Annotated in this window: 20 protein-coding genes; 15 read left to right on the top strand and 5 right to left on the bottom strand. The window is 71.8% G+C overall.

The genetic code is table 11. The features are described from left to right. Window positions 1–6 precede the first annotated feature (6 nt). From BLV24_RS04185 to BLV24_RS04170, 4 genes are all read left to right on the top strand, one after another. On the top strand, window positions 7–768 hold the full coding sequence (locus tag BLV24_RS04185; protein WP_092679849.1) for a sulfite exporter TauE/SafE family protein: 762 nt from the start codon (window positions 7–9) through the stop codon (window positions 766–768). Between the two features lie 101 nt (window positions 769–869). Further along, window positions 870–1,238 carry an Mth938-like domain-containing protein gene (locus BLV24_RS04180; protein ID WP_342707971.1) on the top strand — a complete coding sequence of 123 codons (369 nt, stop codon included), beginning with the start codon at window positions 870–872 and terminating at the stop codon, window positions 1,236–1,238. Between the two features lie 274 nt (window positions 1,239–1,512). After that, window positions 1,513–2,106 (top strand): superoxide dismutase, encoded by a 594-nt coding sequence (locus tag BLV24_RS04175; RefSeq protein WP_092679847.1) that lies wholly within the window; start codon window positions 1,513–1,515, stop codon window positions 2,104–2,106. Between the two features lie 125 nt (window positions 2,107–2,231). Continuing rightward, the gene (locus BLV24_RS04170; protein ID WP_176954611.1) at window positions 2,232–2,924 is read left to right on the top strand and encodes a LamG domain-containing protein; all 693 of its coding nucleotides are present in this window, start codon (window positions 2,232–2,234) and stop codon (window positions 2,922–2,924) included. A 28-nt stretch (window positions 2,925–2,952) separates the two neighbouring features. Here the strand turns inward: BLV24_RS04170 and BLV24_RS04165 are convergent, their stop codons facing one another. After that, on the bottom strand, window positions 2,953–3,513 hold the full coding sequence (locus tag BLV24_RS04165) for an LOG family protein (RefSeq protein ID WP_092679845.1): 561 nt from the start codon (window positions 3,511–3,513) through the stop codon (window positions 2,953–2,955). A 222-nt stretch (window positions 3,514–3,735) separates the two neighbouring features. Between BLV24_RS04165 and BLV24_RS04160 the strand changes: the two genes are divergently transcribed. The 3 genes from BLV24_RS04160 to BLV24_RS04150 all read left to right on the top strand — a co-directional run bounded on the left by BLV24_RS04160 (window position 3,736) and on the right by BLV24_RS04150 (window position 8,043). Beyond that, complete coding sequence (locus BLV24_RS04160; RefSeq protein WP_092679844.1) at window positions 3,736–5,142, top strand: Ig-like domain-containing protein; 1,407 nt, start codon at window positions 3,736–3,738, stop codon at window positions 5,140–5,142. A gap of 207 nt (window positions 5,143–5,349) precedes the next feature. Next, complete coding sequence (locus BLV24_RS04155; RefSeq protein WP_092679843.1) at window positions 5,350–7,209, top strand: ABCB family ABC transporter ATP-binding protein/permease; 1,860 nt, start codon at window positions 5,350–5,352, stop codon at window positions 7,207–7,209. A gap of 150 nt (window positions 7,210–7,359) precedes the next feature. Beyond that, window positions 7,360–8,043 carry a VPLPA-CTERM sorting domain-containing protein gene (locus tag BLV24_RS04150; RefSeq protein ID WP_143040207.1) on the top strand — a complete coding sequence of 228 codons (684 nt, stop codon included), beginning with the start codon at window positions 7,360–7,362 and terminating at the stop codon, window positions 8,041–8,043. Between the two features lie 154 nt (window positions 8,044–8,197). Here BLV24_RS04150 and BLV24_RS04145 read toward each other — a convergent pair whose 3' ends face one another. Together BLV24_RS04145 and BLV24_RS04140 are read right to left on the bottom strand one after the other, a co-directional pair. Beyond that, entirely contained in the window at window positions 8,198–11,683 is a 3,486-nt protein-coding gene (locus tag BLV24_RS04145) for an efflux RND transporter permease subunit (RefSeq protein ID WP_092679841.1), read from the bottom strand. Between the two features lie 73 nt (window positions 11,684–11,756). Continuing rightward, entirely contained in the window at window positions 11,757–12,902 is a 1,146-nt protein-coding gene (locus BLV24_RS04140; RefSeq protein WP_092679840.1) for an efflux RND transporter periplasmic adaptor subunit, read from the bottom strand. Window positions 12,903–13,284: 382 nt separating this feature from the next. Between BLV24_RS04140 and BLV24_RS04135 the strand changes: the two genes are divergently transcribed. The 3 genes from BLV24_RS04135 (at window position 13,285) to der (ending at window position 16,862) form a co-directional block, all read left to right on the top strand. Next, complete coding sequence (locus BLV24_RS04135) at window positions 13,285–13,956, top strand: tetratricopeptide repeat protein (RefSeq protein WP_092679839.1); 672 nt, start codon at window positions 13,285–13,287, stop codon at window positions 13,954–13,956. After that, a complete protein-coding gene (locus tag BLV24_RS04130) occupies window positions 13,953–15,305 on the top strand; it encodes a BamB-related PQQ repeat family beta-propellar protein (protein ID WP_092679838.1) in 1,353 nt (450 codons plus the stop codon). The genes BLV24_RS04135 and BLV24_RS04130 overlap by 4 nt, the downstream gene beginning before the upstream one ends. Window positions 15,306–15,425: 120 nt before the next feature. Further along, window positions 15,426–16,862 carry a ribosome biogenesis GTPase Der gene (der, locus tag BLV24_RS04125; RefSeq protein WP_092679837.1) on the top strand — a complete coding sequence of 479 codons (1,437 nt, stop codon included), beginning with the start codon at window positions 15,426–15,428 and terminating at the stop codon, window positions 16,860–16,862. 42 nt (window positions 16,863–16,904) lie between these two features. Here the strand turns inward: der and BLV24_RS04120 are convergent, their stop codons facing one another. Further along, on the bottom strand, window positions 16,905–17,270 hold the full coding sequence (locus BLV24_RS04120; RefSeq protein ID WP_092679836.1) for a GIY-YIG nuclease family protein: 366 nt from the start codon (window positions 17,268–17,270) through the stop codon (window positions 16,905–16,907). A gap of 95 nt (window positions 17,271–17,365) precedes the next feature. Between BLV24_RS04120 and BLV24_RS04115 the strand changes: the two genes are divergently transcribed. The 5 genes from BLV24_RS04115 to hflX all read left to right on the top strand — a co-directional run bounded on the left by BLV24_RS04115 (window position 17,366) and on the right by hflX (window position 23,151). Beyond that, window positions 17,366–18,415 carry a DUF2239 family protein gene (locus BLV24_RS04115; protein WP_092679835.1) on the top strand — a complete coding sequence of 350 codons (1,050 nt, stop codon included), beginning with the start codon at window positions 17,366–17,368 and terminating at the stop codon, window positions 18,413–18,415. A 79-nt stretch (window positions 18,416–18,494) separates the two neighbouring features. After that, window positions 18,495–19,871 (top strand): Trk system potassium transporter TrkA, encoded by a 1,377-nt coding sequence (trkA, locus tag BLV24_RS04110; RefSeq protein ID WP_092679834.1) that lies wholly within the window; start codon window positions 18,495–18,497, stop codon window positions 19,869–19,871. A gap of 15 nt (window positions 19,872–19,886) precedes the next feature. Continuing rightward, window positions 19,887–21,398: a potassium transporter TrkG gene (locus tag BLV24_RS04105; RefSeq protein ID WP_092679833.1), complete on the top strand. Its 1,512-nt coding sequence runs from the start codon at window positions 19,887–19,889 to the stop codon at window positions 21,396–21,398. Between the two features lie 207 nt (window positions 21,399–21,605). Then, on the top strand, window positions 21,606–21,845 hold the full coding sequence (gene hfq / locus BLV24_RS04100) for an RNA chaperone Hfq (RefSeq protein WP_092679832.1): 240 nt from the start codon (window positions 21,606–21,608) through the stop codon (window positions 21,843–21,845). A gap of 10 nt (window positions 21,846–21,855) precedes the next feature. Next, window positions 21,856–23,151, top strand: a complete 1,296-nt coding sequence (gene hflX, locus BLV24_RS04095) for a GTPase HflX (protein WP_092679831.1) — start codon at window positions 21,856–21,858, stop codon at window positions 23,149–23,151. Window positions 23,152–23,357: 206 nt separating this feature from the next. Here the strand turns inward: hflX and BLV24_RS04090 are convergent, their stop codons facing one another. Next, complete coding sequence (locus tag BLV24_RS04090; RefSeq protein WP_143040206.1) at window positions 23,358–25,931, bottom strand: CHAT domain-containing protein; 2,574 nt, start codon at window positions 25,929–25,931, stop codon at window positions 23,358–23,360. Window positions 25,932–25,969 lie beyond the last annotated feature (38 nt).

The raw sequence follows: 25,969 nt of genomic DNA, 5'->3' as shown, positions 1-25,969 counted from the left end.
GCGCGCATGAGCTGGGCATGGGAAGCGCTGGCCGCGGCGGTGTCGCGGCCGGGCTTTCCGATCCTGGCGGCGGCCTGCCTGACGGCGGGCGTGGTGCGGGGGTTCTCGGGCTTCGGGGTGGCGCTGGTGTTCATGCCGGTCGCCGCGATCTTCGCCCCCGCCGGCCTGGCGCTGGCCACCCTCACGGTTTTCAACGCCTTCGGAACCTTCTCTCTGCTGGGCGAGAGCCTGCGGCGCTGCGCGCGGCGCGAGGTGGCGGTGATGCTGGGCGGCGTGCTGATCGGCACGCCGGTCGGGGTCTGGCTGCTGGCGACGCTGCCCGATCTGACCCTGCGCTGGTTCGTGTGCCTCGCGGCGCTGGCGGCGGCGCTGGCGCTGGCCTCGGGCTGGCGGGCGACGGGGGCGGCGCCGCGCTGGATCGGGGCGCCGGTGGGGGCGGCCGCGGGGCTGATGGGCGGGATCGCTGGGCTGTCGGGCGTGCCGGTGGTGCTGTTCTACCTGGGCCGCTCGGCGGAACCGGCGGCGATGCGGGCCAATATCGTGGTGCTGTTCGCGGCGTCCTCGGTCGTCTCGGCGGCGCTGCTGTGGCGGGCGGGGTTCTTCGGGACCGAGGCGGTGGCGCTGGGGCTGGTGCTGGCCCCGCTGTTCCTGTGCGGGGTGGAAGTGGGCAAGCGCCTGTTCCCGCTGGCGCCGGAGACGCTGTTCCGCCGGCTGGCCTTCGGGCTGATCTTCTTCGCCGCGCTGTCGGGCCTGCCGCTGTGGGACTGAGGTTGTCGGACTGAGGTTGCGGGACCGAGGGGGTTTCGCGCGCGCGGGCTCCGGGGCTAGGGTCCGGCGCACACGCAATCGACGGGAGACGCGCGATGCGCATGCTGGAGATCGATTTCGACGCCCGTCCGCCGATCGAGGCCTATGGCGGCGGCGGCTTCCGCATCGGCGGCGCGAAGCGGATGGGCAGCCAGCTGCTGCTGCCCGGCGGCATGGCCGACTGGCCGGTGGCCGAGCTGTCGGCGCTGGGGCCGGAGGCGCTGGCCCCGATCCTGGCCGCGGCCGAGGACATCGACGTGCTGCTGCTGGGCGCGGGCGCGGATGTGGGCTTCCCCCCGCGTGAGGCCCGCGCGGCGCTGGAGGCGGCGGGCGTGGGGCTCGACCCCATGTCGACGCCGGCCGCCTGCCGGACCTTCAACGTGCTGCTGGCCGAGGGCCGCCGGGTCGCCGCCGCCCTGATCGCCGTCTGATCGGCGCCGTGTCGGCGCCCCGGAGCCGCATCGACGCCTGATGTGACGCAAGGTAATCCGGGGGCGACGGTTTCGCACGCCGTCTTGGCCTTGGAGGCGCCGCCTTGCAGGGCTACATCTTCCGAAGGACGGGATGGACCGCCGCGCGCGACGCGGCGCGCCCCGTCCGCCGATACGATCGCGGCCGAAGGCGCCGCGGCCCGGAGGGCGCAAGACCCCTCCGGGTTCCGACAACCGGCGCGGAGCCCCCCGCGCCTCGACTGGGAGCAACCACATGGCTTTCGAACTTCCCCCGCTGCCCTACGCCCATGACGCGCTGGCCGACGCCGGCATGTCCAAGGAGACGCTGGAGTATCACCACGACATCCACCACAAGGCCTATGTCGACAACGGCAACAAGCTGATCGAAGGCACCGAGTGGGCCGGCAAGTCGGTCGAGGAGATCGTGGTCGGCACCTACAAGGCCGATGCGGTGGCGCAGTCCGGCATCTTCAACAACGCCTCCCAGCATTGGAACCACACCCAGTTCTGGGAGATGATGGGCCCGACCGGCATGCCGGGCGAGCTGGAGAAGGCGCTGACCGAGGCCTTCGGGTCGGTCGACAAGTTCAAGGACGAGTTCGCCGCCGCCGGCGCCGGGCAGTTCGGCTCGGGCTGGGCCTGGCTGGTCAAGGACAAGGACGGGTCGCTGAAGGTCACCAAGACCGAGAACGGCGTGAACCCGCTGTGCTTCGGCCAGACCGCGCTGCTGGGCTGCGATGTGTGGGAGCACTCCTACTACATCGACTTCCGCAACAAGCGCCCGGCCTACCTGTCGAACTTCCTCGACAAGCTGGTGAACTGGGAGAACGTCGCCTCGCGCATGTGAGCCGCGCGCGACGCATCCGAGAAGGAGGCCCCGCCCGGAAACGGGCGGGGCCTTTTCATGCGCGGGGCCCGGCCTGTCGGGCGGATGCGGGGGCCGACGCCGCGCCCGCTTCCGCCGCGATGGTGGTGGAATACACCTTCGAGGGGACCGGGAACGACAGTTCCGGCAATGGCGAGCACCTCGCCCTGATGGGCGACGCCACCTATGCATCGGGGATGTTCGGGCAGGCTTTGTCGCTGGACGGCAGCGGGGATTACGGGATCGTCGACATCGGCGCGCTCTCCCTGTCGACCTTCACCCTGGAGACCTGGGTGAAGCGGCCGAGCTACGTCAGCGGGGGCCACTACATCAGCCTGTATAGCGACCACTACCTGGTGCTTGGGGACTGGGGAACCAACGCGGCGAGCACCTGGGCGGACGGACTGTCCCCGATCGACGCCGCCAGCAGCGGGTCCTTCGCTCCGCCGGCGGCCGACACCTGGATGCATCTGGCGTTCACCTATGACGGCTCGGTGCAGCGGGTCTATGTGAACGGCGACCTGAAGGTCTCGGCGGCGACGACGGGGACCCTCGCCGACGACAATATCGGGGACCTGGTGGTGGGCGCCCGCTACAACAGCGGGTCGCAGTTCGTCACCGGCCTGATGGACAACGTGCGCATCCATGACGTGGCGCTGTCGGCCCCGGAACTGGGCTGGACCGTCGACCAGGCCTCCGCCTCGGCGGTCCCGCTGCCGGCCGCGGCGCCGCTGCTGGCGGTCGGGCTGGGCGGTCTGGGCGGGCTGGGCTTCGTCGCCCGGCGTCGCCGCAGGAGCTGAAGGGGCGGGAGCGGGAGGGGCGGCGGGATCAGCCGCGCAGCTGCTCGATCCGGTCGAGCAGGGCCAGCGGGCTTGTCTCCACCTGCATGAAGCGCACGAAATCGGCGCTGCAGAACCCCTCCTGCGCCATGTGGTCGACAAGGGCGATGAGCTTGTCCCAATAGCCCTCGGTGTTGAGCAGGAACACCGGCTTGTCATGCAGGCCGAGCTGGCGCCAGGTCAGCGCCTCGAACAGCTCGTCCAGCGAGCCGGCGCCGCCGGGCAGGCAGATCACCACGTCGGCGTTCATCAGCATCACCTTCTTGCGCTCATGCATGGTCTCGGTGACCACGTAGGAGGTGAGGTCCTGCTTGCCGATCTCCACCGTTTCGAGATGGCGGGGGATGACGCCGAAGGTCTGGCCGCCGGCCTGCTGGGCGGCGCGGGCGACCTCGCCCATCAGCCCGACGTCGCCGGCCCCGTAGACCAGGCGGATGCCGCGCCGGGCCAGTCCCTCGCCGATGAGGGCGGCGGCGCGGGCGTATTCGGGGCGGGCGCCGTCGCGGGAGCCGCAATAGACGCAGGCGGAGAAGCGGGCGAGGCGGGTCATGGCGGATCTCCTGCGACGGGCCGGGGGCGGGGTTGGAAGACCGGCATAAGGGCGCGGGCCCGGCTTGAGAAGGGGCGGAGCGGGGGAATGCGGCGCGGGCGCGACACCGGGTCCCGGATCGGCGCGCGCCGACTGTCACGAAATGGCCATGAATTGCGCTTTGGCGGCGTTCAGGGCATGTTGAGCCGCCAAACAGGTTGGCGTGACAAGAGAAAAACGGACATGGCCAGCGGACGCATCATCTCGTTCGGCGCCTTCGCGGCGATCGCCGCGGCGGGGGCGCTCGGCTGGATGCTTCGCCCCGCGGCGCCGGAGGGGCCGGAGGGGCCGGAGACGGTCGTGGCGCAGGGGGGCGCTCCGGCGGCGCTGCCGGAGGCGCGGTCGGTGACGGGCGCGACGCGGGTTCCGAGCGGGACGATCACCTATGGCGCGCCGGGTGCGGACGCTGGCGAGGACGCGGATGCCGGCTCCGGGCCGTCCCGGACCGGGCCGCGGGCTGAGCCGCAAACCGGCCCCGCCTCGCCGCCGGCCGCGGATGGCGCGGCGCCGGCGACCCCGGCCGCGCCGGATGCCGAACGGGGCGCGGTGACGGACGCGCCGGCGGGCCCCAGCTTCGACGTGGTGCGGGTGGAGCCCGACGGCGCCGCCCTGATCGCCGGTCGGGCCGAGCCCGGAGCGCGGGTGACGGTGCTGCTCGACGGTCAGGCGGTGGCGGAGGCGACGGCGGATCGCTCGGGCCAGTTCGTGGCCTTCGCGTCGACGCCGCCGTCGGGCGAAGCGCAGTCCCTGAGCCTGAGCGCCGAGGCGCCGGAGAAGCCGGACGCGCCCGCCACCTCCTCCGCCCCCGCCGCGCCCGCATCCGCGCCCGCCGCGCTGGCCTCGGCCGAAACGGTGCTGATCCTGCCGCGCGCGGCCGGGCAGGCGGGAGAGACGGCTGCCGGACCGGCGACGTCGCCGACCCCGCCCGAGACGCCGGAAGACAGCCGGGTCGCCGCGGCCGAGGCGCCCGCGGACGCGCCCCCGGCGACGGCGGAGGCGCCCTTGCTGCTCCGGACCGGGGCGGATGGCGAGGTGACGGTGCTGGACCCCGCCGCGCTCGGCCCCGCGCGGGGCGTGACGCTGGACAGCGTGACCTACAGCCAGGCCGGCGAGGTGGTGCTGACCGGGCGCGGCACGCCGGCGCGCACGGCGCGGGTCTATGCGGACGGCGCCCGTCAGGCGGATGCGCTGATCGGGGCGGGCGGGGCGTGGCGGGTGCAGCTCGCCTCCCTCGACCGGGCGGGGCGCTACATCCTGCGGGTGGACGAGATCGACGACCGCGGCCAGGTGGCGAGCCGGGTCGAGAGCCCCTTCCTGCGCGAGAGCGCCGGCGCCGTGACCCAGGCCTTCGCCGAGGGACGGGTGGTGGTGCAGCCCGGCGCGAACCTGTGGCGCATCGCCCTGTCCCGTTACGGCGAGGGCGCGAGCTACACGCTGATCTACCAGGCCAATCGGGACCGGATCCGCGATCCGGACCTGATCTATCCGGGCCAGGTGTTCGACCTGCCCGTGGGCGCCGCCGGCGGCCCCGCGGAGGCGACCGCGACCCGGCCTCGGGGCGATGCGCCCCCGGCGCGACCGGCCCGCTGACCTCTCCGCAGGTTCCGCGCGTCCCGAATTTCGCCCCGCATTGAGCCCCGGCTTCGGCCCCCGCTGCGGCCGACGCCGCCGCCATGACGCGCGGCGCAGGCCGCCATGTCGGGCGGGGGGGAGACGCGGGCGGCGCGACGGACTATATGCCCCCCAGGGCCGTTCGCGCCCGGCCGACATCCCCAGCCGAACCGCCAAGGAGCCCTCATGCGCCGTATCTCTCCCCCGCCCCGGGGCGCCGCCGATACGCTGGCCGGCGCGCAGGGCGACTACCGGATCGTGGCGCGCGTGGCCCCGTGGCTCTGGCCCAAGGGGGAGGGCTGGGCCAAGCGGCGGGTGGTGGCGGCGCTGGTCATGCTGGCGCTGGCCAAGGCGCTGACGGTGATGACGCCGTTCCTCTACAAGGCCGTGGTCGACGCGCTGGCCCCCGACCAGGTGCCGGCGGGCGAGGCCGCGGGCGGCATGGCGGAATTCGCGCTGCTGGTCGGGCCGATCGGGCTGGTCGTGGCCTACGGGATGTCCCGCCTGATGGGCGCGGCCTTTCAGCAGCTGCGCGACGTGGCCTTCGCCCGGGTCGGGCAGCGGGCGCTGCGGGGCCTCGCGCGCGCCGCCATCGGCCATGTCCACGCGCTGTCCATGCGCTACCACATCCAGCGCCAGACCGGGGCGCTGAGCCGGGTCATCGACCGCGGGGTCAAGGCGGTGGACTTCCTGCTGCGCTTCCTGCTGTTCAGCCTGTTCCCGCTGTTCCTGGAGCTGGCGCTGGTCGCGATCATCTTCCTGGTGGAGTTCGACTGGCGCTATTTCGCCGTCGTGCTGGCGATGATCGCGGGCTACGTGTGGTTCACCTTCGCCGTCACCGAGTGGCGGGTGAAGATCCGGCGGATCATGAACAACGAGGATCAGGACGCCAACCAGAAGGCCGTGGACAGCCTGCTGAACTTCGAGACGGTGAAGTATTTCGGGGCCGAGGCGCGGGAGGTGACGCGCTACGACCGCTCCATGGCGAGATACGAGAACGCGGCGGTGAAGACGGCGAACTCGCTGGCGTTCCTCAATGGGGGTCAGGCGGCGGTGATCGCGGTCGGCCTGGTGGCGGTGATGGCGATGGCCGCGCAGGGCGTGCGGGCGGGCGAGCTGTCGGTCGGCGATTTCGTGATGGTCAACGCCTTCATCATCCAGATCACCATGCCGTTGGGCTTTCTGGGCACGGTCTACCGGGAGATCCGGCAGGCGCTGGTGGACATGCAGGAGATGTTCGGCCTGCTCGACCAGCCGCCCGAGGTCGCCGACAAGCCCGACGCCGGCCGGCTGGCGCGCGGCCCGGGGCGGATCGAGTTCCGCGACGTGCGCTTCGCCTATGAGCCCGACCGCCCGATCCTGAAGGGCGTGAGCATCGCGGCCGAGGGCGGCGAGACGGTGGCGGTGGTCGGCGCCACGGGCTCGGGCAAGTCCACGCTGGGGCGGCTTCTGTTCCGCTTCTACGACGTGCAGGGCGGCGCGGTGCTGGTCGACGGGCAGGACGTGCGCGACGTGACCCAGGTCAGCCTGCGCGAGGCCATCGGCGTGGTTCCGCAGGACACGGTGCTGTTCAACGACACCATCGGCTACAATATCGGATACGGGCGCGAGGGCGCGACCCGGGCCGAGATCGAGGACGCCGCCCGCGCCGCCCGGATCCACGGCTTCGTCGAGAGCCTGCCCAAGGGCTATGACACGGTGGTGGGGGAACGGGGCCTGAAGCTGTCGGGCGGGGAGAAGCAGCGCGTGGCCATCGCGCGGGCGATGCTGAAGAATCCCTCCATCCTGGTGCTGGACGAGGCGACCTCGGCGCTGGACACCGACACCGAGCGCGAGATCCAGGAGAGCCTGCGCCGGCTGGGCGCGGGGCGCACCACGCTGGTGGTGGCGCACCGGCTGTCGACGGTGATCGACGCCGACCGCATCGTGGTGCTGGAGGCGGGCGAAGTGGTCGAGAGCGGCCGGCACGCCGAGCTGCTGGAGCGGGGCGGGCGATATGCCCAGCTATGGGCCCGCCAGCAGGAGGGGGAGGAGGCGGCGGTCTGACCGTCGCCTGCCGCGCACTATCAACATGACATTCAGTGAACTTACTCGCTATGTTGTAGTCTCCAGCATGTGGAGAGCGCCATGAATACAAGAAGCGCCGCGTTCGGAGCGGCAAGCTGTGTGGTCATGCTTGCGGGGCCGGCGGCCGCCTTGACGAGCTATGTGAACAACCCCTCGGACAACAGCGGCGACTGGAGCGCGGCGGTGACCGGCGCCGGCGGCGTGGTCAACGCCAGCTATGACTTTGAGGCGGTGAACCCCGGCGACGGCGTGGCGGAGCTGAACGCCGCCTATGGGACCTCGATCGGGGTGACGCTGAGCGCCACAGGCGAGGTCGGGGGGGTCGTGTTCGGCGCCGGGCCGGCGGATGGCAACGACGCCGGCGCCCTTCCCGGCGAGGGCGTTCACGCGAGTTCCAACCACCTGGTCGCGGGGTCCGACAACTTCACGCTGACCTTCACTTTCGATGCGCCTGTCGTCGCGGCGGGAATTTTCGTGATCGACCAGTACGACAGCGCATCGTCCACGCCCGGCATCTTCATCGAAGCCTTCGCGGGTGAGAACGGGACCGGCGGCTCGCTTGGATCGGCGGGGACCTTCGAGGCGAATTTCCAGTCCAACAACCTGCTGTTCCTCGGGCTGACCTCGGACACCGGCTTCCGGTCCTTCGTGGTCCGCGACGTCAATTCGGCCACCGGCGACATCGTCGGCTTCGACAACCTGATGTTCGCCGCGGCGGGCGCGACCTCGGAGGTTCCGCTGCCGGCGGCCGGGCTGCTGCTGCCAGCCGCGCTGGGCGGGCTGGCGCTGGCCCGGCGGCGTCGCAAGAGCTGAGGCCTGGCGCCCCGGCCCGCGGGCGCGACGGGAACGAGAAAGGCCGCCGGGAGCGATCCCGGCGGCCTTTCTCGTTTCGGGGTCCGGCCTGTTCGGCGGCGCGGGGCTGTCTACTCCGCTGCGCGGGGCGCTTTATTCCGCTGCGCGGGGCGGTCTATTCCGCTGCGCGGGGCGGGGCCTGAAAGAGGTTCGGCTGGGCGACGGGATCGGGCGCCGCGGCGGCGGCCTCAGGCTCGGCCCCGGATCGCCAGACCAGCGCCGCGGGGGCGAGCTTGCCGGCCCGGCGGCGCAGACGGGTCAGGGCGGTGGCATCGCGCGAGCGGGCGGCGGCGCGGGCCAGCCCGGCCTCGATCCACACCCGGGCCGCCAGCGCGGCGGGCGTGACCACCAGCGTCAGCACCGTCGCCGTGCCCAGCCCGAAGACCACCGCGGTGGCGAGCTGCTTCCACCACAGCGCGGTGGGCGCATCCACCGAATAGCCGCCGCCGAAGAAGTCGACCGAGATCCCGAACATCATCGGCGCCAGCCCGGCCATGGTGGTGATCGTGGTCAGCAGCACCGGGCGGATCCGCTGCTCGGCGGTGCGCACGATGGCTTCGAGCCGCGGCATCTGCTTGCTGAACTCCTGGTAGGTGTCGATCAGCACGATGTTGTTGTTCACCACGATCCCGGCCAGCGCCACGATGCCGGTGCCGGTCATGATGATCGAGAAGGTCTGGCCCATCACGATCATGCCCATCAGCACGCCGGCCACCGACATGACCACGGCGGTCAGCACCAGCACCGAGTTGTAGACCGAGTTGAACTGCGCCAGCAGGATCACGAACATCAGCCCGAGCGCGCCGGCGAAGGCCTTCATCAGGAACTGCTGGCTTTCCTCCTGCTCCTCCTGGTCGCCGACGAAGGCCCAGTCGATGCCCTCGGGCAAGCGGGGTTCGCTCTCCAGCCATTCGCGGATCATGCCGATGCGCTCGTTGGCGTTCACGCCGTCGCGCACGTCGGCCTTGATGTCGAAAAAGCGCTGGCCGTCGACGCGGTTGATCTCCCCCAGCTTGGGCGAGGGCGAGCGCGTGACGAAATTCGAAAGCGGGATCAGCCCCTTGGAGGTGCGGATGCGCATGTCGTCCAGGGTCGAGATCACCCGGTCCTCGGCGGGATAGCGGACGCGGATGTCGATTTCCTCGTCCGAGTCGTCGGGGCGCATGGTGTCGAGCAGCACGCCGCGGGTGATCATGGAGACCATGGGCCCGATCTGGCTGACATCGGCGCCGAAGCGTCCGGCGCGGGCGATGTCGACGTCCAGCTCCCAGTCGATGCCGGGCAGGGGGCGGGTGTCCTCGATCTCGGCCAGCCCGTCGAGCCCGTCGAAGAAGGCGCGGGCCTCGGCGGCGGCGGCGAGGAGGTCTTCCCAGTCGTCGCCGCGCACGCGCAGCTGGATGGGCTTGCCCTGCTGGGGGCCTTCCTCGGACTGGGCGACTTCGGAGATGACGCCGGGATAGGCGGAGATGCGGCTTTCGATTTCGGCCAGAATGTCGTCGCCATTGCCGCGCGTGCCCCAGGGGGCGAGCTCGATCTGGATGCGGCCGACGGAGTCCTTGGGGGCGTTGCCGCCGCGCTGGTTCAGCCCGCCCTCGCCGGCGAAGGCGAAGACCGATTCCACGCCGTCCACGTCGATGACGATGTTCTCCACGTCCTGCAGCAGGCGGTCGCGCTCGGCCAGGCTGAGATTGCCGCGGGCGCGGACATAGGCGACGGCGCGCTCGGGCTCGGTCTTCACGAAGAATTCGACGCCCAGATTGTTGGCCCCGTAATAGCCGAAGGCCGACACCACGCCGAACACCGCGACGCCGATGGCGACGAAAGGCATGACCGGGTTGCCGGTGAGGAACTTCATCACCCGGCCGAACGGGGTGCGACGGTAGCCGGCGGCGCCGGGGGCGGGCAGGCCATGGTCGCGGAACGACCCGGAGACCACGGCGAGCAGCAGCCACAGGACCACGGCGGCGATGACGGCGGGGACGCGGGCCTCGGGCGCCGGGGGCTGCACGACCGCGAAGGCCGCCGCGGCGGTGGCGAGCGCGACCACGACGAAGAGCAGGGCGCGGACCAGCCGGGGCAGGCGGCTCTGCAGCGCCTGCGAGCCATGGTCGAGGCTGCGCGAGACCCGCCCGGCGACGCCGCCGACCACCGGCAGGTAGACCAGCGCCACCACCAGCGAGGCCGACAGCACGAAGATCAGCGTCACCGGCAGGTTGCCCATGAACTGTCCCGGAATGCCCGGCCAGAACAGCATGGGCAGGAAGGCGCAGAGCGTGGTGGCGGTGGACGAGACCACCGGCCAGAACATGCGCTTGGCGGCCTCCACATAGGCGCGCATCGGGCCTTCGCCGTCATTGATCCGCTGGTCGGCGTATTCGACGACCACGATGGCGCCGTCGACCAGCATGCCCACCGCGAGGATCAGGCCGAACATGACGATGTTGGTGATCGACATGCCGAACACGGCCAGCAGCGAGAAGCACAGCAGGAAGGAGGTCGGGATCGCGAAGCCCACCAGCAGCGCCGAACGGATGCCCAGCGCGCCCAGCACCACGATCATCACCAGCGCGATGGCGGTGAGCACCGAGCTTTCGAGCTGGGCGACCATGCCTTCGACCTGGCTGGATTCGTCCATGGAATAGCTGACGTCGACCGCGTCGCGCAGGGGCTCGGGCCAGGTCGCGAGCTCCTCCGCCACGGCCTGCTTGACCGCGACCACGGTGTCGATCACCGGCTCGCCCTTCCGCTTGACGATCTGGAGGGCGATGGTCGGGTCGCCGTTGAAGCGGGCGGTGCCGGTGGCGTCCTCGAAGGTCAGGCGGATGTCGGCGATGTCGGCCATGGTCACGACCCGGTCGCCGTTGACCTTGACCGGCAGGGCGTAGACGTCGGCGGGGGTCTCGAAGCTGCCGGGCAGCTTCAGCGCGAACTGGCCGGAGCCGCTTTCGACCGCGCCCGCCGCCACCAGCCGGTTGTTGTTGACCACGACGGTCAGCAGCTCCTGCGCCGTGATGTCGTAGGCTTCCAGCTTCAACGGGTCGACGATGACTTCGAGCATCTCCTCGCGGTGGCCGGCGAGGCCGGCTTCGAGGATCGGGGTCAGGCCCTCGATCCGGTCCTGGAGATCCTTGGAATAGCGCAGCAGCGTGCGCTCGGGCACGTCGCCCGACAGCGAGACCACGAGGATCGGGAATTCGGAGAAGTTGAACTCCTCGACCTCCGGCTCCTCGCCGCCGTCGGGGAATTCGGTCTTGGCGCGGTCCACGGCCTCGCGCACCTGGGCCAGGGTGGCGGGCTTGTCCCAGCCGAACTCGAACTTCAGCAGCACGCCCGCATAGCCCTCCGAGGCGAAGGCGGTCATCTCGTCCAGGCCGTCGATATCCGACAGCTCCTGTTCGAGCGGCTTGACCATCAGCCGCTCGCTGTCCTCGGCGGTGATGCCGGGGAAGGGGGCGGAGACGAAGACCATGGGAATGTCGATATCCGGCTCGCCCTCCTTGGGCAGGCCGATATAGGCGAAGGCGCCCGCCGCCACCGTCATCACGATGAAGGCGAAGATCATGCGCGCGCGTGCGGCGGCCCAGTCGATCAATCCGGTCATTGCGGCAATCCGGTCATGGGAGTCAGACGTTTCCGAAAGCTGGGTCGGAGGCGGTGCGGCGGGCTGACGGGCGCTAGTCGGCGCCGGCGCGCGACGCGCCCGTCCAGGGTTCCCAGGTCGGGGTCACGGGACGGCCGTCGGAGGCGTATTCCTGGCCGACATAGATGATCGCCGTCTCCTCCGGCAGGCCGGTGAGCCAGAGCCCGCCCTCCTCCTCGCGCAGGATCTCGACCCGGTGGAAGCGGGCGACGCCGTCCTCCACCGCGCGCACGCCCAGCATCCCCTGGTCATTGAGGGTCAGGGCGGATTGCGGGGCGAAATGGCCGCGATCGGCGGGCATCGGGATGGCGATGTCGGCGGTCAGGCCGTCGCGGATGGTCCCGTCGGGATTGTCCACGGAGATCTGCACCCGGAAGGTCCGCGTGGTGTCGTCGGCGGACCGGGAGACGAAGCTGACCGTGCCCGCCACCTCGCGCCCCGAAATCAGGCGGGCGTAAGCCTCCTGGCCCTCGCTGACCCGGTCGACGTCGATTTCGGGCACGAAGCCCACGATGTCGATGGGATCGAGCGAGATCACCCGCGCGCAGACGTCGCCCATGGAGAGCAGGGCGCCGAGTTCGGCGGCGTCGGTCTCCAGCACCCCGTCGAAGGGGGCCGCGATGGTCAGCCGGTCGATGTCGAGCGTCACCTGGTGCAGGGCGGCCTGGGCGGCGCTGAGGGCGGCGCGGCGGGCCTTGGCGGTGTTCTCGGCGGTGAGGCCGCGCTGGGCGAGGGTCTCGGCGGCGGACGCATCGGCCTCGGCCTGGGCGAGCCTGGCCTCGGCCTCGGCGAGCTGGGCCTCACGCGTGCCGGGGTCGAGCTGGCAGAGCGTGTCGCCCGCCTCGACCTCGGCCCCGGCGCGCAGCGGCTCGGAGATCACCAGGCCGGAGGTCTGGGCGCGCAGGTCGACGAGTTTGTGGGCCTCGGTCCGTCCGCGCATGATGATGGCGGAGCGGACGTCCTGCGCCTGCGACCGGAAGGCGACGACGCGCACCGGGCGGGTCTGGGGGGCGGCCTCGGCCCCGGCCCCGTCTCCGGCGGCGACGTCGGCTCCGGCGGCGGCGGCCGGGGTCGCGGCGTCGTCGGCGGCGGCGCGCGCGGCGTCCCCGTCGCCCGGAGCGATCCAGAAATAAAGACCGACGACGACCGCAAGGGCCATCAGCATCGGAAGCAGTCGCATGCAGCCTCTCAGCACTTCGAGCGGGGGGCGCGGGCCGGCGGGACCGGATGCGCCAGGGGTCAGTCGTCGGATACCGGGCGGGGCCCGAACGCGGCGATATACAAGGCGCCGCGACGTCGTGCGACTCCGCGGCCTTACGCAAAGGGCAAGCGCGCTCTACATGGCGCGAGACCGTCCCGGGCGCAAGCTTGCGCCGGCCCCGGGTGACCAGTATACGCAGCCGGACGTGGTTCCTGTCGCCATCAGGCCGATTTTCCGCGCCGCGATGGGCGGTTTTCCGGCGCGTTGCGACGCGATGCCGACAGGATCGCCGTATAAAATGCCGCGGGCCGCGAGGGCCGCGGAAGCCGAGCAAGAACGCTGAACAGGCAGGGAGCCGCGCGTGACCGACAGGGACAGCTTCATCGACGAAGTCTCCGAGGAGCTGCGCCGCGACCGCATGCTGCGCGTCTGGAAGCGCTGGGGCCCATGGGTGATCGGCGGGATCGGGGCGCTGGTCGTCGCGGCCGGCGTCGCCACCTGGCTCGACCAGCGCGATGACGCGGAGGCGCGGCGCGTGGGGGCGGAGCTGATCGCCGCCGGCGAGGCCCCGGACCCCGCCGCGCGCGCCGCGGCCTTCGGCGGCATCGCCGGGAGCGCGGAGGCCGCCGCGGGTCCGGCGATGGTGGCGCGCCTGTCCGAAGCCGCGGCGCTGGCCGAGGCCGGCGAGACCGAGGCCGCCGCCGAAGCCTATGAGGCGGTGGAGAGCGACGGCGCCGCCGACCCGATCTATCGGGCGCTGGCCGGCGTGCGGGCGGTGATGCTGCGCGAGCCGGGCCTGGAGCCCGCCGAGCGCGCCCGCGCCTGGGACGCCCATGTCGGCGCCGAATCCCCGTTCCGCCTTCTGGCGCTGGAGCGTCGCGCCGTGGCGCGGCTGGAGGCCGGCGACGCCGAGGGCGCGCGCGAGGATGCGCGGACCGCGCTCGACGATCCGATGCTGAGCCCCGGCCTGCGCCAGCGGCTGCAGGAGTTCATGACCCTGTTCGGCGCGGATGCCGCCGGGGGGTCGGAATGATCGCGGCCCGGAAATCCCTCGGCCCCCGCGCCGCATCGCGGCCCGCGCCCGGACGGCTGCTGAGCCTCGCGGTTCTGGCGGCGGCGGCGGCGCTGGCCGGTTGCGCGGATGACGAGGACCCCCGCCTGCCGGGCGAGCGCATCGCCATCCGCCCCTCGGTCCAGCCGGGCGGCGAGGTGACGGGCGAGACCCGCCCGATCCCCGCCGCCGAGACCAGGGCCGACTGGCCGCAGGTCGGCGGCGACGCGGGCCATGCCGGCGGTCATCCGGCCGGCCCGTCCTCGCCCAGCCTCGCCTGGCGGGTGTCGGCCGGACCGGGCGCCGAGGACCGGCTGACCGATTCCGGCCCGGTGATCGCCGACGGCGTGATTTTCCTGCGCGACGGCGAGGCCGGGGTGCGCGCCTTCGACGCCGGCTCCGGCCGGCGGCGCTGGGACGTGGATCTCACGCCGGACGGGGAGAGCTCGGCCACCGGCTTCGGCGGCGGGCTCGCCGTGGTCGGCGACCGGCTTTACGTCACCAACGGGTTCGGGCTGGTGGCGGCGCTGAACGTCGCGGACGGCGCGGAGATCTGGCGCCACCAGGCGCAGGCCCCGATCCACTCCGCCCCTGTGGTCGCCGGCGGCAAGGTCATCGCCGTCACCCGCGCCAACAAGGCCGTGGCGCTGAACGCCGAGGACGGGTCGGTCGCCTGGACCAAGGATTCGGGCCTGAACCGCGCCGGCAATCTAGGCGGCTCGGCCCCCGCGGCCACGGAGAACGTGGTGGCGCTGCCCTACGGCTCGGGCGAGCTGGTGCTGGCGCGCACCGAATCCGGCGCCACCCTGTGGTCGGCGACGCTGGTGTCGCCGGGCAAGGTGGAGGGGATGGCGGCGTTCCCCGACGTGACCTCCGCCCCCGCGCTCGGCCCCGGCCCTTCGGTGGTCGCGGCCAATGCCGGCGGCGCCATGGCGCTGTTCGACGGGCGCAACGGGCGGCGGGTCTGGCAGCTGGATTTCGGGTCCATGTCGCCGGTCTGGGAAGTCGCGGACACGCTTTACGCGGTGACTTCCGAGCCCTCGGTGGTGCGGGTCGACATCGGAACGGGCGACATCATGTGGCGCGCGCCGCTGGAGACGTGGGAGGACCCCGAGGATCGGGAGATCCCCATCGGCTACGGCGGCCCGGTGCTGGCCGGGGGGCGGGTGCTGGTCACCTCCTCGGACGGCCGGCTGATGGCCTTCGACCCGCAGACCGGCGCGCCGGGCGCGGTGATCGAGATGCCCGGAGGCTCGCGCACCGGGGTGGCGGCGGCGGGCGGGACGCTCTACGTGCACACCGTCGACGGAGACCTGCTGGCCTACCGCTGACGGGGAAGGCATGATGTTGGGGCCGGGCCGCGTCTCGCGGGCCGGCCGTTCGTTTTTTCAGGGGAGCCGCGCGACGCGCCTTCCCGACTGGACCGGCCCGCGGGGCCGGGGAGACGCGGAATGTTCACGCTCGCCATCGTGGGGCGGCCCAATGTGGGCAAGTCGACCCTGTTCAACCGGCTGGTCGGCAAGCGCCTGGCGCTGGTCGACGACCAGCCCGGCGTCACCCGCGACCTGCGCGAAGGCGCGGCGCGGCTGGGCGACCTGACCTTCACCATCATCGACACCGCCGGGCTGGAGGAAGCCGACGCCGCCAGCCTTCCGGGCCGGATGCGCGCGCTGACCGAGCGTGCGGTGGACATGGCCGACGCCAGCCTGTTCGTGGTCGACGCCCGCGCCGGGATCCTGCCGCAGGACGAGGTCTTCGCCGACATCCTGCGCAAGAAGGGCGCGAAAGTGCTGCTGGCGGTCAACAAAGCCGAGGGCCGGCAGGGCGCGGACGCGTCGATGGACGCCTGGAGGCTGGGGCTGGGCCAGCCGATCCCGATCTCGGCCGAGCATGGCGAGGGGATGGGCGACCTCTACACCGCGCTGGACGCGCTGCGCGAGGAGCTGAACCAGCCGCTGCCCGAAGAGGCGCGGACCGACGTGGTGACCACCGATATCGAGCTGGGCGAGGAACTGGACGGCGACGCCGCCGCCGACGCCTTCTTCGCGATTTCGGAAGAACGCCCGGCGCAGGTGGCGGTGGTCGGCCGGCCCAACGCGGGCAAGTCCACGCTGATCAACGCCATCATCGGCGACGAGCGGCTGCTGACCGGGCCCGAGGCGGGGATCACGCGGGACGCGATCTCGGTGCGGACCGACTGGGACGGCACGCCGATGCGGATCTTCGACACGGCGGGGATGCGCAAGAAGGCCCGGATCTCCGAGAAGCTGGAGAAGATGTCGGTCTCCGACGGGCTGCGGGCGGTGAAATTCGCCGAGGTGGTGGTGCTGCTGCTGGACGCGGACAAGCCGTTCGAGACCCAGGACCTGCGGCTTGCGGACCTGGCCGAGCGCGAGGGGCGCGCGGTGGTCGTGGCGATCAACAAGTGGGACCTGGTGAGCGAGCCGGGCGCGCTGAAGCTGATGCGCGCGGAGTTCGAGCGCCTGCTGCCGCAGTTGAAGGGGGCGCCGCTGGTGCCGGTCTCGGCGTTGCGGGGCGAGGGGCTGGAGAAGCTGCGCGCGGCGGTGCTGCGCGCCCGCGACAAGTGGCAGATGCGGGTGACCACGGCCAAGCTCAACCGCTGGCTCTACGAAATGACGGTGAACCATCCGCCGCCCGCGCCGGGGGGCCGCCGGATCCGGCTGCGCTACATGACCCAGGCCAAGACGCGGCCGCCGACCTTCATCGTCTTCTGCTCCCGCCCCGAGGAGCTTCCGGACAGCTACAAGCGCTTTCTCATCAACGGCTTGCGGCGTGACTTCAAGCTGGAGGGCACGCCGATCCGGCTGCTGTGGCGCAAGGGCGAGAACCCGTTCGAGGGCAAGGCCCGGGCGCGCAAGATCCACTGAACCGGCGGCGCCCTCTCCGCCTTGCGGGGGAGAGGGCGCGCTTCAGATCCGCTTGGCGCCCAGCTTTTCGGCCCAGGCGTCGCGCATGTCCTTGAGCAGGCGCGGACGGGCGATGTCCTCCGCATCCGCGGGCAGGGTTTCGAGAATCTCCATCGAAAACGCATCGGCGCCATGAGCCCGAAACGCCGCATTCATAGAGGGATGCGGCGCGTTGTTCATGCGAAGCGTGAAGGCGAAACGGTTCTCCAGCGCCGGCAGGTCGGGGGAGGACGCGACCCAGGCGGAGGGCTGGTCCGCGCCCTCCGGACGGCAATGCACGGCGTAGACCCCGGCGAGGGGCTTGCGCTCCTTCCACGCCGCGACGGCGGCGCGACGGGCTTCGGCGGAGGGCGGGCAGGGGGCGGTCATCGGAGGGCTCCTTATTTTATCCGGGTGTTATTGACAGGGTGCGTGGGCCATGGTCAATCCCCTTTCGACCGCACCGCCGCACCGGAGCCATCGCCATGACCGCGCAGACCCCCGCCCGCCCCGACGCGACCACCCCGGCCACCGCCTTCGCGGCGGGGCGCAGGATCGCGGCGGGGCCGCTGGGCCAGGTGGCGCTGGCGGTGCGCGCGGCGCAGGAGGCGGACCCGGAGACCCCGGCGCTGGTCTTCGCGGACGCGAGCGGCGCGGTCATCGACCTCGACCTGCGGGGCGGGCCGGAGGACGTGCTCGCGCGTCTTGCGCCCGGTCAGCCGCCGGAACCCGCGAAACGGGGCAGGGGGCGGCCCCGGCTGGGCGTGACGGCGCGCGAGATCACGCTGACCCCGACGCAATGGGACTGGCTGGCGAGCCGGGGCCGCGGGGCCTCGGCGGAGCTGCGCGGGCTGGTGGACGCGGCCCGGCGCGAGACCGGGGGCGCGCCCGACCCGCGCGCCGCGCAGGCCGCCGCCTACAGCGCCATGGCGGCGCTGGCGGGCGACCTGCCGGGGTTCGAGGAAGCGTCGCGCGCGCTGTTCGCAGGCGACCGCGCGGCCCTGGCCGAGCATGCCGCGCCCTGGCCCGCCGACATCCGCGCCTACGCGATGCGGCTCGGTTTTCCGGCGGCGCCGGGCCGCCATATCGCCCCCACGGAGGAGGCCGGCGCCGCCCTGATGCGCCGCGGGCTCGACGGTCCGGTGGACATGCTCAACCTGCTGCGCCTGCGCGACGTCGCGGATTACTCCGCCGCCCCGGACCTCGACCCCGGTCATCCGGTGTCGGGCCGCGCGGCCTATGCGCGCTACATGGCCCATGCAAGACCTTTCCTGGAGGCGACGGGCGGCGCGATCAGCCTGCTGGGCGAGGGCGGCGCGCCGCTGATCGGGCCCGGAACCGAACGCTGGGACCTGGTGATGGTCGTGCGCCAGTCGAGCCTCGGGGCCTTCATGCGGATGGCCGAGGATCCCGGCTGCCTCGCGGGGCTGGGCCATCGCACGGCGGCGCTGGAGGAGTCGCGGCTGATCCCGCTGCGCCCGCTGGATCCCGACCTGTGGCCCGAGGCGGCGATCAGCGACCACGCGGAGGTTTGACAGCGGAGGCCGGGCGGGTGCAGTCTCCGCCCGACCACGGCCGCGCGATCCTTGCGCGCGGCGTCTCGCCCGAGGGCCCATGAAGATCATCATCTGCGGCGCGGGCCAGGTCGGCTCCCAGATCGCCCGGCATCTGAGCCGCGAGCGGAACGACGTGACCATCATCGACCAGGACTCGGGCCTGGTGCGGCGCGTGACCGACAGCTTCGACGTCAACGGCGTGGTCGGCTTCGCCTCGCATCCCGACGTGCTGGAGCGGGCGGGCGCGCAGGACGCGGACATGCTGATCGCGGCGACCTTCGCCGACGAGGTCAACATGGTGGCCTGCCAGGTGGCGCATTCGGTCTTCGCCGTGCCCCAGAAGATCGCCCGCATCCGCGCGCAATCCTACCTCGCGCCGCAATGGGCGGACCTGTTCCGGCGCGATCACATGCCGATCGACGTGATCATCAGCCCGGAGCTGGAGGTCGCCCGCGTCGCCATGCGCCGGCTGGCCAACCCCGAGGCCTTCGACATCGAGGACTTTCTCGACCACCGGGCGCGGCTGGTGGGCACGCGGCTGCTGGACGACTGCCCGGTGATCAACACGCCGCTGCGGCAGTTGTCGGAGCTGTTCTCGACCCTCAAGGCGATCGTGGTGGCCTATCGGCGGGGGGGCTCGCTGCATGTGGCCTCGCCGCAGGATCAGCTTCTGCCGGGCGACGACGTGTATTTCATCGCCGCCGCCGAGGACGTGACCCGCACGCTCAGCCTGTTCGGGCGCGAGGGCCGGAAGATCGGGCGCGTGGTGATCGTGGGCGGCGGCAATGTCGGCCGCCAGGTGGCGCGGATGCTGGAGGCGCGGGCCGACCGGCCGCGGGTCAAGCTGATCGACCGCAACCGGGAGCGCGCGGAGGCCGCGGCGGAGGCGCTGGAACGGACCATCGTGCTGCTGGGCGACGGGCTCGATCCGGTGCTGCTGGAGGAGGCGAATGTGCGCGACGCCGACGCCATCCTCAGCCTGACCGACGACGACAAGACCAACCTTCTGGCCGCGGCGCGGGGCAAGCGCGCCGGCTGCCGGGTGGCGATCGCGCTGGCCAACGACCCGACCTGGACCGAGCTTTCGGAGAGCCTCGGGATCGACGCGCTGCTGGTGCCGCGAGCCACGACCGTGTCCTCGATCCTGCGCCATGTGCGCCGGGGCCGGGTGCGGGCGGTGCATGCGGTCGGCGACGCCGAGGGCGAGGTGATCGAGGCGCAGGTGCTCGCGACCTCTCCCATCGCCGGGAAGGCGCTGCGCGACGCGGCCTTTCCGGAAGGCGCCATCGCCGGAGCCGTTCTGGGCCGCGAGGGGCTGAAGATGCCCCATGGCGACCTGGTGATCCGGGAGGGCGACCGGGTGGTGGTCTTCGCGCGGCGAGACGTGGTTCGGGAGGTGGAGCAGCTCTTCCGCGTCTCGGTCGACTTCTTCTGAGCGCGGGCCGGGCCGATGCGGCTGGGCGGGTTCCCCATATTCCTCATCGTGATCTTCGGGCTGGGCGCGGCGATGTTCGTGCCGGCGCTGGAGGCGGCGCTGACGCGGGACTGGCGGGCGTCGCGCCTGTTCATCTACGCCGGGCTGTTCGTGATGCTCAGCGGCGCGGCGCTGGGGATGGCGGCGCGCAAGGGCCAGATCGGGGTCCATGCGCGGGCCGAGCTGCTGACCCTGCTGGGGGTCTTCGCGGCGGCCCCCGCCTTCGCGGCCGCGCCGATCTACCTGGTGGTTCCGGAGATCGGCTGGTTCGGCGCCTATTTCGAGGCGGTGTCCTGCATGACCACCACCGGGGCCAGCGTGCTGATCTCGGCCGAGTGGACGCCGCCCTCGCTGCATCTGTGGCGGGCGATGCTGGGCTGGTTCGGCGGCTTCGCGACGCTGGTGGCGGCGGTGGCGATCCTGGCCCCGCGAGAGCTGCTGGACCTGCCGGGGGGCGCGACGGTCGGGGCGTCGGGGCGAATTCTGGCGCTGGGGCAGGGCGGTCGGCGCACCCTGCGCGCGGCGCGCCAGCTTTTCCCGGTCTATGGCGGGCTGACCGCGGCGGCCGCCGCCGCGCTGGCCGCCGCCGGCACGCCGAGCTTCGCGGCCCTGTGCCATGCGATGAGCCTGGTCTCGACCTCCGGCATTTCGCCGCTGACCGGGGGGCTGGCGGGGCAGGGCAACCGCGCGGCGGAGGCGGTGGCGGTGGTGGTGCTGGTGCTCGCCGCCTCGCGTCTGACCTATGGCCGGCGCGGACCTTCGGCGGGACCGGAGGCGGCGCGGGACTGGAAGGGCGCGCGGCATGACCCGGAGATCCAGCTGATGGCCATCGCCGTCGGGCTGTCGACGCTGTGGCTGTTCCTGCACGGCATCTGGGTCGAAGGCGGGTTCGGCGCCGCGACCCGCGAGCCGGTCTTCGCCCTGCGCGCGCTGTGGGGCGGGTTCGTGACCTCGGTGGGCGTGCTGTCCACCTCGGGTTTCCTGTCGTCGGACTGGTCGGCGGCCGCGTCCTGGACCCAGGTCGAGGCCCCGGCGATGATGCTGATGGGGCTGGCCACGCTGGGCGGCGGCGTGGCGACGACGGCGGGGGGCGTGAAGCTGTTCCGGGCCTACGCGCTCTATCGCCACGGGATCGGAGAGCTGGTGCGCCTGCCGCATCCCTCGCGCATGGATCTGGCGCGCACCCAGGGCGGGCGGCTGTCGCGGCGCGCCATCGTCAACGCCTGGGTCTACGTGATGCTCTACATGGTGGCGCTGGCGCTGGCGCTGCTGGCGCTGACGCTGTCGGGCATGACCTTCGACGCGGCGATGGCGGCGGCGGTGGCTTCATTGTCCAATACCGGGCCGCTGTTCCCGCTGGCCACCGGCTTCACCTATGCCGGCGCCTCGGAAACCGCGCGCGCGATCATGATCGTGGCCATGGTGCTGGGCCGGATCGAGGTGCTGGCCGCCGTGGCGCTGTGCAATCCGGCCTATTGGCGGCGTTAGGCGCGCGGGGGTGACGCAGCGGGTTCTGACGGTTTCGTGAACCGATCCGTCGCGGGGCGGGGCTCATTTCGCAGTTGCAGCAAAGCCCTTGATCCGCGATAAAGGGGTCATTCTGCGCCGTCTCCGGTGTTTTCGGGGGCGACGGACCCAAGAGGCGCCTCAGGCGTCCGACCCCATAAGACTGAGCCCCAGAGAGGGAGCGAAAAAATGCCGGCCGACAAGCAGAACCTCCAGGACGCCTTCCTGAATCACATCCGCAAGAACAAGGTTCCGGTGACGATCTTCCTCGTCAACGGCGTGAAGCTTCAGGGCGTCATCACCTGGTTCGACAATTTCTGCGTGCTTCTGCGCCGGGATGGTCAGAGCCAGCTGGTCTACAAGCACGCCATCTCGACCGTGATGCCGTCGCAGCCGATCTCCCTTTACGAGCCCGAAGAGCAGGCGTAACGCATCGGGGATGACCCGAACCCACGTACTGCACCCCGACATCAAGTCTCCCCGCCGCGACGACGCGCGGCCCGCCGCACGGTCTCTGGAAGAGGCCGTGGGGCTGGCGGCCGCCATCGAGCTGGAGGTGGCGGGATCGGATGTCGTGCCGCTGCCCAAGGCGCATCCCGGGCATCTGTTCGGCTCCGGCAAGGTCGAGGAGCTGGGCGAGCGCTTCAAGGAGGGCGAGATCGAGCTGGTCGTCATCGACGGCCCGGTCACGCCCGTCCAGCAGCGCAACCTGGAGAAGGCCTGGAAGGTCAAGATCCTCGACCGCACCGGCCTGATCCTGGAGATCTTCGGGGAACGGGCCCGGACCCGCGAAGGCGTGCTGCAGGTCGAACTGGCGCATCTGAATTACGCCAAGACCCGGCTGGTGCGCTCCTGGACCCACCTGGAGCGGCAGCGCGGCGGCCTGGGTTTCGTCGGCGGGCCGGGCGAGACGCAGATCGAGGCGGACCGCCGGGCCCTGTCCGAGCGCATCAAGAAGATCGAGCGACGCCTTGAAACCGTTGTGAAAACGCGGGAGCTGCATCGCGGCGCAAGGCGCAAGATCCCGTATCCGATCGTGGCGCTGGTCGGCTATACCAACGCCGGCAAGTCGACCCTGTTCAACCGGCTGACCGAGGCGCAGGTGATGGCGGAGGACATGCTTTTCGCCACGCTCGATCCCACCATGCGCGAGGTCCGGCTGCCTTCGGGGCGGCGGGTGATCCTGTCGGACACGGTGGGCTTCATCTCGGACCTGCCGACGCAGCTGGTCGCCGCCTTCCGCGCCACGCTGGAGGAGGTGCTGGAGGCCGACCTGATCCTGCATGTGCGCGACATGTCCCATCCCGACGCGGACGCGCAGGATGCCGACGTGGCCAATGTGCTGGAGGCGCTGGGGGTCGGCGACGAACGCCGCGGCGCGATGCTGGAGGTCCGCAACAAGCTGGACCTTCTGCATGACGACGCGCGGCTGGCCTTGCTGAACCAGACCGGGCGCAGTTCCCAGACCGTCGGCGTCTCGGCGCTGACCGGCGAGGGCGTGCCGGCGCTGCTCGACGCGGTGGACGCGCGGCTGGGGGCGCATGAAGTGGCGCGCGTGCTGCTGGTGCCGTCCGAGGACGGCGCGGCGCTGGCCTGGCTGCACGCCCACATGACCGTCGACCGGCAGGAGAGCACGGAGGCCGGGATGCGCGTCGCGCTCCGCGGCGATCCGGAGAATTTCGGGAAGTTCTTCAAGCGGTTTCCGGACGTCGCTGAGACGGCGACGGAACTCTGAGGCGCCGAGCGCGTCTCAGCGGGGGAATTCGTCTTTGGATCAACGGGTTGCCGGGGCCAGTTGGGTCGGATTGCGATCTGTCCCGATCTAAATATTTTACATAATATTGATTACACGAATGACGCATCCCCACGACACGAAGGCTTGAGACACCCCCCGCAGGCTCGCCCCCGCCCACGGGCTCCGCAGAAATCGCATGCTCCGGCTCAGAGCGTCTGGGCCGCGTCGCCGATCAGCACGAACGGCCCCCAGAAAACCGGATGCGAGGTCGAGACCCGCTCGCGCAGCTCCGCCTGGCTGAGACGCAGCGCGGTGGCGAAATCCATGTCGCCGTCCTTGATCAGCCGGAAGAACCGCCCCATCAGCGCCGTCGTCTCCTTGTCCGCCACCGGCCAGTGCGTCGCCAGCACGGCGCGCGCCCCCGCGGCGAAGAAGGCGCGCGCAAGGCCCGACAGGCTCTCGCCCCCCGCGCCCGACAGCCCCGCCGCCTGCCGCGCGCCGTTGATCGAGTTCGAGGCGCTGGTCAGGTAGCCCGACGCCGTGTTGCAGGCCGAGAGCACCACAAGCTGCGCGTCCAGCGTCATCAGACGGATCTCGGAGGCCGTCAGCAGCCCGTCGCTGTCCTCCGACGCCGTTGCGGTCACGGTCAGCGCGGGATCGGTGAAGCAGTCCGGCGTCGGCCAGAGGATGCCGTGAGTGGCGAAGTGCAGGACCTTGTAGTCGGCGAGCGTGCCGTCGGCGCCCTCCTCCTTCACCGCGTCCTCGTTGAAGGCCTGGGCGGTGGCGAGGCGCGCGTCGGCGCCGAAGATGTCGCCGATCACCTGGCCCTCGGCGGCGGTGCCCGGAAGCTCTCCGACCCGGTCCACGGCCTCCGCCAGACGCCGGCAGGTCTGCGGCAGGCGCGAGACGCGCAGCACCTTGTCCGGGTCCACCCCGGCGCGGAAATCGGCGAAGGAGGCGACCGCGCCGGCGGCGTCCGAGGTCCCGGCGCGGGCGCGGATATCCACCAGGTTGCGCGGGCTCGGCACGTAGCTGACCGCCTTCTGCGCGCCGAGGAACGGCACGCCGGTATAGTCGCCGGCGCGCCAGGCGTTGTCCGGCGGCGCGGTGGCGAGCAGCTCCAGCGGCAGCGATTGCAGCGCGCCGGAGGTTGAGAAAATAAGTCGATCGAAGCTCATAAGCCGTTCGCGCTGCGAGGAAAACAGCAGGTTGAACACCTGGAAGGCGACGTCGGCGCGGTAGTCGGGCACCCTGCCCTCGCGGTCGGTCTCGATCCCTCGGCGCAGCAGACCGATCAGCACGTTGACCTGGCTGTCGGTCACCGGGATGGCGTTGTAGGTGATCTGCTCGCGGTCGATGATCAGGATCAGGCTGCGCGGCCAGCCGATCAGCACCTGGACCATGGCCTCGCCCTCGCCCAGCACCGATTGCAGCGCGTCGAGGGTCACGGGGCTGGCGATGGCGGACTGATATTCGGGGGCGATGCGGTCGCGGGCGGCGCGCAGACGCTCGACCTCCTCCTGGGCCTGGGAGACGCCCTCGGCGAGCGAACGGGCCTGGTCGGCCTGGCTGAGCGGGTCGCGCAATTGCAGGACCTGGAGCGCCTTGAGGGTCGCGTAGCGCTCGTTCGCATCGCGCCAGGCGCGCACGGCGCGGGCTTTCTCGCCGTCGCCCTCGCCCAGCAGCGCGGCGGCGCCGGAAACGGTCTGCGCGGTGATAGACTGGCGCACGAGCTGCGCCGCACGGAAGATGCGCGCGCCCATTTCCCGTTCCCGCGCAGGCTGTTGCGCGACGGTGTTGAGCGCGAGGGAGAAGAACGGCCAGAGCGAGCCATACTCCACCACCACCGGGTTCTCCTCGTAGACGAGGAAGCCGCGCTCGAAGGTCGAAAGCGCCTCATCCGCCCGGCCGAGCGCCACCAGCGCGCGCCCCTCGCGCAGCCGCGCGCGGGCCTCCAGCGGGGTGTCGGGCATCAGCGCGGCGAAGGCGTCGGCGGCCTCGGCGGCGTCGCGGCGCGCGGCCTCGTAGTCCTGCCGCTCCAGCTTGATCAGCGCCCGCTGGGACAGGAAGCGCGGCCGGTAGGCGGCGGCGGCCCGCGGCACCAGCGCGATCAGGTCGAGCGCGGTGTTGATCGCCTGCTCCGCCCCCGCGGCGTCCCCCTCCAGCAGCCGCACATGGGCGAGCGTGTGCTGGTTCGAGGCTTCCTCGATCACCTGCAACTGCTCGTCGCCGGAGGACTGGATCAGCCCGGAGCCGGCGAGGTCGATCCCCTGCCCCGCGCGGCTCGCGCCCGGGCCGAAGGAGAAACGCGCCACGCCGCCCGACACGTCGTCGAGCCCGCTCGCCGCCTGCTCCACGAAGGCGCGCGCGCCTTCGAGCACGGACCGGTTGAGCTGATCCTGCGCGCGATAGGCGATCAGCAGGGCCGCGTCGCGCTCATAGTCGTCGCGCCCGGCTTCCTCGCCCTGCAACAGTTCGGCGGCCCGGTCGAACAGCCCGTCGGCGGTGACGAAGCGTTCCTGGCTGGAATGGGCCAGCGCCTGGTTCATCAGCACGAAGGCCTGGGAGGGCGCCTCGGGGCACTGGCCGGTCACGTCTTCGAGCGCATAGAGCGACAGAAGCTCGGCGAAGGCGTCCTCGGCGGCGCGGAAATTCAGGCCGAAGCTGTTGCGCTGGCCGCGCAGCAGGGCGCTGGAGACCTGGCGGCAGACATCCGCCTCGCCCGTGGCCTCGGCCCGGTCGTCGGTGGGGAACGCGCCCTCGCATCCCGCAAGACCCATGAGCGCGAGCCCGGCGATGCCGGCGCGCCCGGCGCGCG

Origin of the sequence: Albimonas donghaensis (assembly GCF_900106695.1) — a bacterium.
In the GTDB taxonomy this organism is placed as follows: Bacteria; Pseudomonadota; Alphaproteobacteria; order Rhodobacterales; family Rhodobacteraceae; genus Albimonas; species Albimonas donghaensis.
This window is presented reverse-complemented; position numbering and strand designations above follow the sequence as displayed.

Bases quoted from the DNA above. Each gene is read 5' to 3' on its own strand.
- BLV24_RS04185 (WP_092679849.1), top strand. From the start codon at position 7: ATGAGCTGGGCATGGGAAGCGCTGGCCGCGGCGGTGTCGCGGCCGGGC.
- BLV24_RS04180 (WP_342707971.1), top strand. From the start codon at position 870: ATGCTGGAGATCGATTTCGACGCCCGTCCGCCGATCGAGGCCTATGGC.
- BLV24_RS04175 (WP_092679847.1), top strand. From the start codon at position 1,513: ATGGCTTTCGAACTTCCCCCGCTGCCCTACGCCCATGACGCGCTGGCC.
- BLV24_RS04165 (WP_092679845.1), bottom strand. From the start codon at position 3,513: ATGACCCGCCTCGCCCGCTTCTCCGCCTGCGTCTATTGCGGCTCCCGC.
- BLV24_RS04160 (WP_092679844.1), top strand. From the start codon at position 3,736: ATGGCCAGCGGACGCATCATCTCGTTCGGCGCCTTCGCGGCGATCGCC.
- BLV24_RS04155 (WP_092679843.1), top strand. From the start codon at position 5,350: ATGCGCCGTATCTCTCCCCCGCCCCGGGGCGCCGCCGATACGCTGGCC.
- BLV24_RS04145 (WP_092679841.1), bottom strand. From the start codon at position 11,683: ATGACCGGATTGATCGACTGGGCCGCCGCACGCGCGCGCATGATCTTC.
- BLV24_RS04140 (WP_092679840.1), bottom strand. From the start codon at position 12,902: ATGCGACTGCTTCCGATGCTGATGGCCCTTGCGGTCGTCGTCGGTCTT.
- BLV24_RS04130 (WP_092679838.1), top strand. From the start codon at position 13,953: ATGATCGCGGCCCGGAAATCCCTCGGCCCCCGCGCCGCATCGCGGCCC.
- der (WP_092679837.1), top strand. From the start codon at position 15,426: ATGTTCACGCTCGCCATCGTGGGGCGGCCCAATGTGGGCAAGTCGACC.
- BLV24_RS04120 (WP_092679836.1), bottom strand. From the start codon at position 17,270: ATGACCGCCCCCTGCCCGCCCTCCGCCGAAGCCCGTCGCGCCGCCGTC.
- BLV24_RS04115 (WP_092679835.1), top strand. From the start codon at position 17,366: ATGACCGCGCAGACCCCCGCCCGCCCCGACGCGACCACCCCGGCCACC.
- trkA (WP_092679834.1), top strand. From the start codon at position 18,495: ATGAAGATCATCATCTGCGGCGCGGGCCAGGTCGGCTCCCAGATCGCC.
- BLV24_RS04105 (WP_092679833.1), top strand. From the start codon at position 19,887: ATGCGGCTGGGCGGGTTCCCCATATTCCTCATCGTGATCTTCGGGCTG.
- hfq (WP_092679832.1), top strand. From the start codon at position 21,606: ATGCCGGCCGACAAGCAGAACCTCCAGGACGCCTTCCTGAATCACATC.
- hflX (WP_092679831.1), top strand. From the start codon at position 21,856: ATGACCCGAACCCACGTACTGCACCCCGACATCAAGTCTCCCCGCCGC.
- BLV24_RS04090 (WP_143040206.1), bottom strand. From the start codon at position 25,931: ATGGGTCTTGCGGGATGCGAGGGCGCGTTCCCCACCGACGACCGGGCC.